Raw genomic sequence first — 12,431 nt, forward strand, 5'->3', positions numbered from 1 at the left:
CCGAAAGAATCAGGTTGGGAGTTTTCCCGGGAAGTTCTTGTTGACTTGCTGAGTTGGTGCGGAGTTAGCGTCCGTGGCGGTTCGGGGTCGTACACGTCGAACCACGCTGACCACGTCGAGCCACGTATGGCCGCTGCCATGGGCAATCGCATTTAGGCGTTGCAGCGATGATAACCGAAGGCGCGGTAGGTGGAATATACCTATAAATCGATCCTTCATTCCGTGATAATTCAGGGATGACGAAGCTTCCCTCTCTTGACCGGCTGCTGCAGGACTTCCGTTATGCGGCGCGCCAGATGCGCAAGTCGCCCGGTTTTGCGGTGACTGTGATTCTGACGCTGGCGATCGGTATCGGCGCGAACCTGGCTGTCTTTCAGCTCCTGCACGCCATTTTGTTTGCGGAACTGCCGGTGGCTCGGCCTTCGGAGCTCTATTCGGTGCAGGCGGTGAAGTCGCCCTTCGATGAGCAATGGTTCTACTCGTATGGGGCGTACAAGCGGATGCGGCAGGCCACTGCTTCTACAGCTCCCGTGATTGCCCGCAGCGGATTTGGGGGCGGGGTGCTGCAGTCTTCGGGCGGGTTTTCGGAGCAGGCTGGATTCCAGATGGTTTCGGACAATTTCTTCTCCGTGCTGGGGTTGCGGCCGGCGGAGGGGCGGTTTTTTGTTGCTTCGGATGACGATCCGGCTCAGCCAGAGATCCCCGTTGTACTGCGGCTGGAGTTTGCCAAGGAGAAGTTTGGCTTCGATCCGGTGAAGCATCCGCTGACGGGTATGAAGGCAACGTTGAATCGCGTGCCGGTGGTGATTGTGGGGGTCGCGCCGGAGGGGTTTTCGGGCGTGGTGCAGGGACATGCGCCGGATATCTGGATGCCGCTTTCGGCGCAGGCTACGGATAAGTTCGGCACATGGTTCGACTCGCTCGGGCCGGGGGATGACCATGATTTGGCGCGGCCCTGGCATGACCAGCCGGGAATCTTCTGGCTTTGGGTAATGGCGCGGGTTCCGGCGGGGCAGCAAGCAGCTGCAGCGAACCTGTGGACGCAGGCGCTGCAGCCGGATCTGCGCAAGATCGCTTCCGCTCCGGTGAACTCGACCAAGACGCAGGAGCAGCGGGATCAGATTCTGCAGGCGCGGGTGGAGTTGATCTCGGCGGCGGGCGGTCAGGGTTCGCTGAGCAAAGCTTACCTGCGGCCGTTGACGGTGCTGATGGCGATGGCTGCGATGGTTTTCCTTGTCGGCTGCCTGAACCTGGCGAATCTTCAGCTGGCACGGCTGGCCAGCCGGCAGCGTGAACTTGCCTTGCGCATGGCGCTGGGGGCAAGCCGATGGCGGGTGTTGCGGCAGCTGCTGGTGGAGGACGCGTTGCTGATCGGGCTGGGCGGATTGCTTGCTCTGGGGACCTGCTCGGCGGGAAGCGCGCTGCTGTTGCGCTGGGCTTCCGGGCGGGGTGGGCTGATTCCGATCAACCTGCAGTATGGGCCGGAGTTGCTGCTGGTTGGCGCTGCCCTGCTGGCGATTTCGCTGGTGGCCTTCAGCCTGTTGCCGGCGTGGAGGATGACGCGCGGTGCGCATCGGGCTGCCAGCCTGACACACAAGAGCACGACGGGGCGAAGCAGCCGACGGTGGTCCGGGGCGCTGCTTTCCGGGCAGGTGACCCTGTCGCTGCTGCTGCTTTCGATGGCGATCCTCTTTGCCCAGACGCTGCTGAACCTGAGCCATCTGGATGCCGGGCTGGATCGCGAGCATCTGCTCTCCGTGCACCTGGGGCTGGTGGACGGTCTCGGCAACAATGAAGATGCGACTGGCTTGAACCGTCGCATTCTGGAGAAGCTGCAGGCGCTGCCGTACGTGCGGGATGCGGCGGTGGGGCGATGCAGCATTCCCAACTGCGGCTGGCACACGGCTTTCTCCGTCTTTGGGCATCCTGAACTACCCGAGGCGCAGTTGCATGGTGAGGAAAATCACGTCAGCGCGACGTATTTCCATACGCTTGGGATTCCGCTGCTGCAGGGGCGGTTCTTTGATAGCCGGGACCGCAAGGACACGCAGAAAGTGGCGATTCTGAACCATGCGTATGCAGCTAAGCTCTTTGGTTCGGAGAGTCCCGTGGGCCACTTTATCGGCTATAAGGCTGCGCCCGGGGATCATGATTTTCTCATTGTGGGTGAGGTTGCGGATGCGCGTCTCGACGGGTTGCGCCAGCCGGCTCCGGCGGTTGCCTATCTTTCGCTCGAGCAGGAGACTTCTCTCGCGGAGCATTACGAGATTCGCGCTGTGGGGCCTCCGCTGAATATAGCTGCGGACATTCGACGGGCGATGCAATCGGTCGATCCGGGCTTGCCGATTGATGAAATTGTGCCGCTGGATGCGGATTTTACGGATGGGCTGGCCACGGAGAATCTTTTAGCGCGGCTGACGGCGATTTTTGCAGGGCTCACGCTGGCGCTGGCGGCGATCGGATTTTATGGGCTGCTGTCGTTCCATGTACAGCGGCGGACCTCAGAGATTGGCGTTCGGATGGCGCTGGGATCGACGCGGCTGCAGGTGCAAAATCTCTTCCTGCGGCAGACGCTTTGGATCCTTGTAGCTGGGCTGATTCCGGGCACCGTGCTGACGGTGATCCTGGGACGCAGTGCGCGGTCACTGCTCTACGGCGTGAGCGAAACCAATCCGTCGGCGCTGCTGCTGGCGATTGGGGTGCTGGCGGCGTGCGGGCTGCTGGCCACATGGCTGCCGGCGCGGCAAGCGGCCCGCGTTGATCCAATGGAAGCGCTGCGCACGGAATAATTGGCAAAACAGTAGAATTAAGCTGTGGCCATCGCATCCCCGGCTCATGAAACCGCGTCTTCGATCCCGCAAGCGCCCACCTCATTGCGGCGTACACGGTTGCTGCATCTGTGGCATCTGACGAGCCTGGATGCGCCGACTGTTGCCGTGGTGTGGACGCTGGCTTTTGCGCAGGCGGCCCGGGTGCGTCTGCCGCTGTGGGTGCCGGTTGTGCTGGCGCTGGTGGGATGGTCGGTCTATATCGGCGACCGTTTGATGGATGTTTACGGGGTCCAACGGCGTGGCAATGGCCTAGCCTCTGCCGCGAGCCCTTTGCGGCCGCGGCACCACTTTCACTGGCGTCATCGACGGCTCCTGCTGCCGGTTGCGATCGCCGCCGCGGTGGCTGCAGCCGGGCTGGTGCTGCACTCGATGCCTGTCGCTGCGCGGGAGCGGAACTCGATTCTGGCGGCGGCGGCGCTGGCTTATTTTGGTGGGGTGCACAGTCCCTGGCGGCCCGCGCTGGTGAAGGTGCGGGTGCCGATCCGGCTGCCAAAGGAACTTTTAGTCGGGATCCTCTTTACGCTAGCCTGCGTGGTACCGGCGTGGGCGAGAATGCCCGAGGGAGCGGTCGAAAGTCTCACGCTGCTGCCGGCGGTGCTGGTGTTTATGCTGCTGGCATGGCTAAATTGCCACGCGATCGAAGCCTGGGAATCACTGGGTTCCGGCCGCGATCCGTATGTGAGGCATCTGGCCTTCGGCCTGGCGGGAGCTGCGGCGATGGCAGCGACGACGTTCGGATTCCTGGGTGAACCGCAGCCGATCGGGCTTCTGGTTGCGGCGGCGGCGGCGGCGGTGTTGACCGCCGGACTGGATCGGTTCCGGCATCGAATGCAGGCGACGACGCTTCGCGCCGCTGCCGATCTGGTGCTGCTCACGCCGGTTCTGTTCCTGCTGCGAGCATGAGCGGCGCCCCCAATTTCAACCGGCTTGCGCGCGCCTATCGCTGGCTGGAATATGGCAGCTTTGGGCCCTTGCTGCAGTGGGCACGGACGCGCTATCTGCGCGAACTGACTCCGTGCCGACGGGCCCTCGTGCTTGGCGATGGAGATGGGCGCTTTACCGCTCGCTTGTTGCGCGGAAACCCCGGGATTCAGGTACATGCTGTTGATGGCAGTCCCAGGATGCTGGAGGCTCTTCTTCGCTCCGCCGGAGTGCACGCCGGACGGGTGACGACGGAGGCGGCCGACTTGCGGCATTGGCAGCCTGCGCCGGGAGCTGCCTACGATCTGGTTGCGACACACTTCTTTCTTGACTGCCTTACGACGGACGAAATTCGGGAACTCGCCTCCACGCTCATGCCGGCGCTGTCGGATGGTGCGCTTTGGGTTGTCTCCGATTTTGCGATTCCTGAGGGCAGGCTGGGTAGACTCTGCGCCCGGCCTCTGGTATCCGGGCTCTACCTGGCCTTTCGCTGGCTTACGGGCCTGGGAGTAAACCGGCTTCCGGATCACCAATCGGCGCTTGCCGCAACTGGATGGACGCTGTGCCACAGCGAAAGGTTGGCGGGCGGGTTGTTCGTTTGTGAGCTCTGGAAATCTTCGCGAGGAAAAGCGATTTTCTAAAGGACGATCCTGCCGTCGTGCTGCTATGCTACGCACGCAGCTTTGCTGCTATCCCAGAGCTTTCCCAGGCGCAGTCATGAGCTTCATCCGCGTTGCCGCACTTGCCGTCACTTTCGCTGTGTTTGGCGCCAACCTCTCGGCGCAGGCCGGGGCAGGCGAAGTACGCAACATCGAGGCCGACTACAACCATGTGGCTGGACCGCACAGCCAGACGCCGCTGATGACCGTGGGTGCCGGGCGCGCCAATGAGGGGCTGCGCGCGGATTGGCAGCAGCAGCTGGCAACGGTGCAGAAAGAGATCGGCTTCCGGTATCTGCGCTTTCATGGGTTGCTGCACGACGACATGGGCGTCTATACGGAGGACGCGAAGGGGAATCCAAGCTATAACTTTCAGTATATCGACCAGTTATACGATGCATTGCTTGTTCTTCACATCAAGCCATTTGTCGAACTATCTTTTATGCCGGAGAAGTTAGCCAGCGGAACCAAGACTGTCTTCTGGTGGAAGGGCAACAGTACTCCACCGAAAGATATGGGTAAGTGGAACGGCCTGATTAAGGCTCTTATTGCGCACTGGCAGGAGCGCTATGGGAATGCTGAGATTGCGACTTGGTACTACGAAGTATGGAACGAACCTGACCTCGACTTTTTCTGGTCCGGAACTCTTGATCAGTACCTCGATCTCTACCGCAACACGACGCATTCGATCAAGGCTGTCTGCGCGAACTGCCGCGTTGGCGGGCCGGCTTCCGCACTGGGCAAGATCGACGCGCAGTGGCTGGCATTTGTTGCGAAGGAGCATGTGCCTGCAGACTTTCTTTCGACGCATACCTATGGAGTTGTCAGCGGCGCGGTCGACGCAGACGGCCACGCTGGAACCGTTCTCGACGCGTCGACGGCGGCGATCACCGGACGTGTGCAAGGCACGCGCAAGCTGATCGACAGCTCAACTACGCCGAAGCTGGAGTTGCATTACACGGAGTGGTCCACGGCATACACGCCGACCGATCCGATTCATGACCAATACATCTCGGCGCCTTTCATTCTGCAGAAGCTGCGGGAGACTTCTCCGCTGGCGCAGTCGATGTCGTACTGGACTTTTACGGATATCTTCGAAGAGAATGGGCCGCGCTTTACGCCGTTTCATGGTGGATTTGGGCTGATGAACTATCAGGGAATTCGCAAGCCATCTTACTTTGCCTATAAGTTCCTCGCCCAGCTTGGTGACACGGACTTAGTAACGGATGATACGCAGAGCTGGATTACGAAGGCTGCGGATCATTCCGTAGCGGCTCTGTTCTGGGACTACACGGCGATTGCTCCGCCCGCACCTGAAACCGACCAGATCTTTTACAAGCGCGAACAGCCTGCGAAAGCAGCACCAGGCGCGCATCTCAAGCTAACGAACCTGCCTGACGGCATGTATACGCTTGCCGTTTATCGAACCGGCTACGGGCAGAATGATGCATATACGGCTTACCTTCACATGGGTAGCCCAGATCAACTTACCCGTGAGCAGGTAGCGAAGCTTCAGCAGGCAGCATCAGGGACTCCCGCAGAAAGGCGTACCATCGAGGTGAAAAATCACACGTTCGAACAGAGTTTCGCAATGCACCAGAACGATACTGTGCTTGTGACCCTGGCGAAGCTCTAAGAAAGTAATGCAGGCTCCACGTCGGCGAACCGCTGTTAAGATCACGGTGTGGTGGGCTGACACTGATGCTGCGAAGACGCCTTTACAAACTCCACAAGTGGGTTGGGTTGCTAACCGGTCTGCTGATGCTGGCAGTGACCTTGAGTGGCATTCCGCTTCTTTTTCGTGCTTCGGTGGACCGTTGGTCTCGCCCGGCAGCATTTCACATCCACCCCGCCGGCCAGCAAGTCGAAATCAATAGCTTTATGGCACGTGCGCAGCATGAGTATCCTGCCGCCAGTCTCGTGGCCCTCGAACTCAATACACCGGCGGACGAACCGATTCGACTGGCGATGAGAGATGCAAGTGGCTCATTTACCGTCTTCATCCAGCCCTATAGCGGCCAGATACTCTCGGACTCACGCTCCGCAGTTCCGCTCAGCGCCACACTATATCAACTCCATACCAGTCTTTTTCTCGGTCGCATTGGTAGCATTGTGACCACACTGCTGGGACTTGCAATTGTCTTTCTTGCCTTCACCGGAGTCTATGTCTACCGCGCAGCGTGGCGGAATCCGTTTTGGATGCGGAGGGGCAAGCGCCATGGCCGCGGATTCAACCTGGCGAGCTTTCATCGGTTGACGGGACTCTGGGCGCTCCTCTTTCTCCTCATGACGGGTGCAACTGGCTTCTGGCTCAACCACGAATCCTTGATGCCGTCGGAGGAGGGGACAAATATCCACAAGTTCGATATGCAATCGATTAAAGATCTGCGCCTGTTGATTCGCGACTCCACCACCAGGCTTCCCGGCTTTCATCCCGTCTCGCTCGTCTTTGCTGATGATGGCACAGATGTTATCGAAATTTATGGCAGCCTTGGAAGTGGGCCTTTGAGCTTCATATACGGCCTCTACGCTTCAAAAGTCACGCTGGGTGGCAGGACGGCTACAGTGCTGGATATCTCTACTCCCTACAGTCAATCGATGCGAGACAGGATTATCAATCTTGTGTATCCGGTGCATAGTGCTGATTTCGCGCTTGGGGAGAGTCTACCGATCATTCGATCGCTTTACGCTGTGGCGGGGCTCGTTCCCGGTTTACTCTTTGTAACGGGGTTTGTCATGACTCGGCATAGATTCCGGCGGACTACGAAATCGAATTCCTCTACTTCAGTCCTTCTAACTCCTTGAGTTTCAGATAGACTCCATTGGTCCAGCCGAAGCCGATAACGTTGGTTTTATAGCCTGCGATTACCTTTACGTCTGCGTTTCCGGCTTCCATGTTGTACTTCTCGCGGATAGTGCCGTCGGTGGCGTATCCCTTGTCAACGCTGGCGGTAAACTCCGTTGCGATTCGCCTGGCATCGTCCTTGAATTGATAGGCTGCGAGACCTGCAGCCGCGAGCCAGTTGGTGGGGGCCCAGCCATACGGTTCGTCCCACTGCATGCCGCTGGCTGTATTACTCATGGCCAGCCCACCGGGCCGCTCAAATAACTTCAACTTACTCTCCACTTGTGCGGCCTGTTCTCGCGTGGCCGCTCCTGCCCAGAGCGGATAGAGAGAGGTTACGTAAGCGTAGTCGGAGGATCTTAGCTGAATGAAATCATAGTCCGCGAACACGCCTTGTTTCGGTTGCCAGAGATAATGCTGAATGGCTGCATTCCGTTTCTTTGCGCGCTCCTCCCACATGTGTGCATCCGATGCCTTGCCGAGTAAGTGAGCGAAGTGGGCCATGTCGCGTTCGTAACGAAAGAGCAGGCTGTTGAGGCATACCGGGGCGTAGTGATGTGTCGCGCCCGAGAATGACTCGAAGCGAAAGCTGGTGTCGAAGCCGGACTCGCGCATGGCGCGATCGCCGCGGTAGAAGTCGCGCGTGAGCCGATAGCCATCCGCCTCTGCTTTCGCACATACGGGAGACTTGGTGATGTCGCAGCTGGCCAGCTTTAAAAGCTCTGTTTCGTGGGCATCGGGCTTTGCGGGGGCCTTGAGTAGAAATCCTGGATTTTTGGTAGGATGCGCGACCAGCCAGCGAATTACATCTGGATAGTAGGTCGAGTCGTCGGCCATCTCCGGCACCGGGCCTTCGCCGAAATCGTAGTAGCGCGCGAGGCCTGTCTTGCCCGCTTGATGCTCCGGACGAAGCCAGGTGTCGTAGTCCTTTTCCGCGAGAGCGTAGCCCTTCTCCAGCCATTGCCGCTTCTCGGCCGTCTCGCGGAAACTTCCAGGAGCTTCATAGACAGCCCGCATCATGGATGTGAGAAATGGCGGCTGTGAACGGGTAAGAAAATAGGTGCGATTGGCGTTGAGAACGGCACCGTAATGCTCGATTTCATACCAGAAGTTTTCGACCATGCCGCGGGCTATCTCTTCGCGCTTGTCGGCGACGAGACCAAGTACGATGAAATAACTGTCCCAGCCGTACATTTCATTGAAGCGGCCGCCGGGCACAACGTACTTATTCGGAAGATAGAGCAGGCCGGGTGTGAGGCCATCGCCTGATAACTCCTCGGGCATAAGATCGCCTAACTTGGCAATCTGCTTCGGGAGCTTTGTCACCTGCACGCCGCACTTAGCGGTGAGTTCGCGCAGTGGGGCAAGATCGGCACCGGCAAGGTCCGTTTCTGCCGGGACGTAGAGCACAGGGTGGCTGGTCACCTTCACATCCACGAGGGAATGGCAATCGGTCATCGATCGGGAAAGCTCGTCCCAACTCTTGTGGATGTAGGCCAGCGTAGCTGCGGGATCGGGTTGCACTGCTGTGGGTTGGGGCGCCTGTGCGATCGCAATCGTTTGCAAGACCAAAGCCTGAACCATGAAACCCGCCGCCAGCCGTTGCACCACTGTTCGAAAAAGCATTTGCATGATGCCCGTGAGTCTACAGCAATCCGCACCCTCAGGAACATCCTGTGCAGCGGCGGTGTCTATCACGGCATGCTCATCCCGGCATGTGAGCCAGCTTCACTCCCGGTGTGGGAACGGAGGCAGCTCCCCGAGACTGGCCGTCAGCCGATCTGCGCGCATTATGGAGGTTTTCCATGTTTGAAAGTGCCACGTTTGAATCCAGCAATGTTCTGCCCAGCCAGGTTTCGAAGTGGCTGCTGTTCGGACTCGCCGTCAACCTGCTCGTGGTCGCCGCGGTGATCGCCGTGCCGCTTATCTACCCGGATGTGCTCCAGTCGCAGCTGCTGCCTCAGATGCTCGCCGTTCCGGCGGCGCAGGGACACGCTGCGGAACATCGTACGCAGACTGCCGCAACGACTGGGCAGCGGTCACCCATGACGGTGCCGATCCAACTTGATTTGAATTCTCGAATCACGACAGCGGGACACGGGGCGAAAGAAGGTGTGGAGGAAAAGGGCCTGAGGGGTCTATCGATGCCATGATGGCTGGCGATGAGGGCGTCCTAGGCGGGCCCTCCGTCTTTCGGGAGAGCACTCCTGCTGTTACGGTGAAGCCGGCTCCTCCGCGGGTGGTGACGCTGTCGGGTGGTGTGACGGATGGCATGGTGATCTGGAAGACGACTCCGGTCTACCCGCCGATCGCCAAGATCACGGGGACGACCGGGACGGTGGTGCTGGCGGCGACCATTTCGACCAGCGGGACGATCGAAAATCTGCGTGTCGTCAGCGGGAATCAGATGCTCCGTGAGGCGGCAATCGAAGCGGTGAAAACCTGGCGGTACCGCCCGTACCTGCTGAACAGGCAGCCGGTCGAGGTGGAGACAACGATTAATGTGGTTTTCTCAATCAGCGGCCGATAGTGCCGAGGTTGGGTCAGGCCGGAAGCCAGGTGGGCGGCAAAGAAAATGCCGCCTGCCATCAAGGGAAATGATTCCCTGAGACAAGCGGCTCTCAGCGTTGCTTAGCTATGAAGACGCGCAAATCGCTTTTCCGACACCGTGAGCGGGGCTCCTCTTCCCCACACCCGGCTTCCCACCCCGGCGAACATACCTCACGTGGAGCAGACCGCTGCTCGGTGAAGCTGTCCAAATTGATTGACCGGTTTGTACGGTAAGCCAATCTATACGATCTTGCAGCTAACCTTCACCACGGAGGTTTCAGTGAAGTACACCACTGATCCTAGTCAGCCTGACCGGTCGTACAAGTTCCATCGGGTAGCGCGGCAGGTTCTATACCTGGTTGGAACGGCTGAAGCGTGCCCCTTTTCAAACGATCGAGGGTAAGCACTTCCCTGAAATTAAGGCTATTTCCACTCAAATTTGAACATTTTCGAGATTATCGACCGAAATATGCGTTTCCGGCCGCACAACCGTGGACAGGGCTTGAAAAGGCTACGTATCATACGGTTTCGGAGCAAGTTAACAGCGTGGAAGAGCCTCAGATTCTATCCGGGAGTGCGGGGGAGAGTGCTGCCAGCCAGGGCAACGCCTCTTCCAGGACCGCCCGTGCCATGCTCGAGGTATGGACGCCACAGTCCGAGTCGGACAAAGCGGCCGTCAAAGTGCAGTTGGACCTGCTACTGGCGCATCCGTTGTTTTTCCAGAGCAAGCGGTATCCGGCGCTTCTTCGTTTCGTGGTCGAGCAGACCATTGAGGGCAATGCCGACCAGGTGAAGGAGCGCTCCATCGGGATGGAGGTCTTCGGCAGGCCTCCGGGATATGACGCGAATGCTGATCCAGTGGTGCGCGTTACGGCCGGGGAAATTCGCAAACGGCTGGCCCAGTACTATTACGATCCAGCCCACGGAGACGAACTTCGCATCGAACTGCCGACCGGATCTTATGTGCCGGTGTTCCAGCGCTATTGCGAATCGACATCGCCCATGGTGGAGCTGCCTGTGGCAGTGAGCCCGGAGGCAGCTCCCGCGCTCCCGGCTACTGCGGTGCTTGCGGCGGGACAAGCCACTTCACAGCGGGTATCCGAATCGATCAGATCGTCCTCCCGGCACAATTGGCCGCTCTACTTTGTGCTCGCGTTGGTGCCAACGGCTCTGGTGCTTGGTCTTGGGATGGGCCGGTGGTACCGGCACGCCGAGCCTGTAGCTGTAGGAGTTCCTGATCAGGAAGTGGACGATTTCTGGCAGCCGATGTCTGCCGGGCCGGCGACGGTTACGTTTTGCCTGGGGGAACCGGCACGCGATTCCAGCGGTGACGATGATCCTTCGAAACCGATCCAGCGCACCAAGCCGACCGAACCACTCTATTTCAAGCTTCGGCAGTCGGGGCTTTTCGCCCTGGCGGATGTAGTCACGCTGACGCGCATGACCGCTCCTCTGCAGAAGCAGCACAAGGCATTTCGCGTCTCGGCGGCATCGGAGGCGGGATTTGCGCAGCTGCGCGAAGGCCCGGTGGTGCTGATCGGTGCGTATGACAACCTGTGGACGATGCGATTGACCCGCGATCTGCGCTTTGGTTTTGACTCGGTTGAGGGCAATGCGCGGATCATCGACCGTAAGAGCTCGAACAAGACAACCTGGTCTACGGCATGGGATACTCCGTCACAGAACCTGGCCCGTGACTTCGCCATTCTTGCCCGTTATCGCGATCCTATGACTGGGCAGCCGGTGGTCATTGCCGCCGGCATTTCAGAAGAAGGCACCGAGGCTGCGGGAGAGTTGAGCACGAACGCCACCGACCTGGGCAACCTGCTGCACGATGCTCCCGCTCACTGGCGCAATATGAATATGGAAGCGGTCATTGAAACTCAAGTCATCGATGGCCATGCCGGGCCGCCACAAGTACGCGCAGTTACCTTCTGGTAAAAAGGATCAGGACCTGACCGTAGTGACGCATTGCCTCCATGCGCAAGGGAAGACTTCTCACCATGGATGTGCAAGGACTACTGTCTGCACTTATGAGTTATTGTTTGTATCCCGAACCGTGACATGCCAGGATCGAAGAAATTCGACTGATGTGTATAAGTTGATAAGTTCCTATCAGCACGGAAAAGCCGCAGTCCGTGACTGCGGCTTTTCTTTCCAGGACTCTCACTCGCGGACGGAGCCTGCAATGATCCGGCCGACACTGAAAAGAACTGACAGAATCGATTCGATACCCTGCCTGTGATGCCTATCGATCTCGTGCGAAGAAAATACCCCCTCGAGAGTGAAGAATATCTACAGACATCTGAATCGGGTTAGGATTTTGCTTTCTGCGCGGCCCAGCGCTTGCGCTGTGCATCGGCTATGGCCTTGCGGGCCTCAGGGCTAAGTACACGCTTGACGACCTTAGTCTTGGTAGCTACTTTCGTGGCCTTAACTTTGGGCTTCTTGGTGGACTTGCCTTTAACAGCGGTGATCTTGGCTTCTACCTTGCCAGTCGCCGAAAGAAGAGTGCGGACCTGCTTGAGGCGCGCAATCTCCGCATCCAATTGTGCGATGATACTTTCAATTGCCATAGGGAGAAGGATATCTCATTCCTGTGGATAAGTCGATGCGCGGTATGCG

At 58.9% G+C, this 12,431-nt stretch carries 10 protein-coding genes; 8 read left to right on the forward strand and 2 right to left on the reverse strand.

Annotated elements, in window-relative coordinates; translation table 11 throughout:
* Positions 1 to 236 precede the first annotated feature (236 nt).
* From AC5S27_RS23375 to AC5S27_RS23395, 5 genes are all read left to right on the forward strand, one after another.
* Positions 237 to 2,789, forward strand: coding sequence for an ADOP family duplicated permease (locus tag AC5S27_RS23375; RefSeq protein ID WP_493936968.1), 2,553 nt, complete (start codon positions 237 to 239; stop codon positions 2,787 to 2,789).
* 24 nt (positions 2,790 to 2,813) lie between these two features.
* Complete coding sequence (locus AC5S27_RS23380; RefSeq protein WP_493936969.1) at positions 2,814 to 3,734, forward strand: hypothetical protein; 921 nt, start codon at positions 2,814 to 2,816, stop codon at positions 3,732 to 3,734.
* On the forward strand, positions 3,731 to 4,393 hold the full coding sequence (locus AC5S27_RS23385) for a class I SAM-dependent methyltransferase (protein WP_493936970.1): 663 nt from the start codon (positions 3,731 to 3,733) through the stop codon (positions 4,391 to 4,393). The genes AC5S27_RS23380 and AC5S27_RS23385 overlap by 4 nt, the downstream gene beginning before the upstream one ends.
* A gap of 76 nt (positions 4,394 to 4,469) precedes the next feature.
* Positions 4,470 to 6,047 carry a GH39 family glycosyl hydrolase gene (locus tag AC5S27_RS23390; RefSeq protein ID WP_493936971.1) on the forward strand — a complete coding sequence of 526 codons (1,578 nt, stop codon included), beginning with the start codon at positions 4,470 to 4,472 and terminating at the stop codon, positions 6,045 to 6,047.
* Between the two features lie 65 nt (positions 6,048 to 6,112).
* Entirely contained in the window at positions 6,113 to 7,216 is a 1,104-nt protein-coding gene (locus AC5S27_RS23395; protein ID WP_493936972.1) for a PepSY-associated TM helix domain-containing protein, read from the forward strand.
* Here the strand turns inward: AC5S27_RS23395 and AC5S27_RS23400 are convergent.
* Positions 7,191 to 8,954 (reverse strand): trehalase family glycosidase, encoded by a 1,764-nt coding sequence (locus AC5S27_RS23400; RefSeq protein ID WP_493936973.1) that lies wholly within the window; start codon positions 8,952 to 8,954, stop codon positions 7,191 to 7,193. The two genes, AC5S27_RS23395 and AC5S27_RS23400, sit on opposite strands and share 26 nt — an antisense overlap.
* Positions 8,955 to 9,061: 107 nt before the next feature.
* On the opposite strand from AC5S27_RS23400, the gene AC5S27_RS23405 reads away from it, so the two are divergent.
* The 3 genes from AC5S27_RS23405 (at position 9,062) to AC5S27_RS23415 (ending at position 11,747) form a co-directional block, all read left to right on the forward strand.
* Positions 9,062 to 9,409 (forward strand): hypothetical protein, encoded by a 348-nt coding sequence (locus AC5S27_RS23405; RefSeq protein WP_493936974.1) that lies wholly within the window; start codon positions 9,062 to 9,064, stop codon positions 9,407 to 9,409.
* Positions 9,406 to 9,786, forward strand: a complete 381-nt coding sequence (locus tag AC5S27_RS23410) for an energy transducer TonB (protein ID WP_493936975.1) — start codon at positions 9,406 to 9,408, stop codon at positions 9,784 to 9,786. The genes AC5S27_RS23405 and AC5S27_RS23410 overlap by 4 nt, the downstream gene beginning before the upstream one ends.
* Positions 9,787 to 10,436: 650 nt before the next feature.
* Complete coding sequence (locus AC5S27_RS23415) at positions 10,437 to 11,747, forward strand: hypothetical protein (RefSeq protein WP_493936976.1); 1,311 nt, start codon at positions 10,437 to 10,439, stop codon at positions 11,745 to 11,747.
* A 374-nt stretch (positions 11,748 to 12,121) separates the two neighbouring features.
* Here AC5S27_RS23415 and AC5S27_RS23420 read toward each other — a convergent pair whose 3' ends face one another.
* Positions 12,122 to 12,382 (reverse strand): hypothetical protein, encoded by a 261-nt coding sequence (locus AC5S27_RS23420; RefSeq protein ID WP_493936977.1) that lies wholly within the window; start codon positions 12,380 to 12,382, stop codon positions 12,122 to 12,124.
* Positions 12,383 to 12,431 lie beyond the last annotated feature (49 nt).

The organism is Acidicapsa borealis, assembly GCF_059115245.1.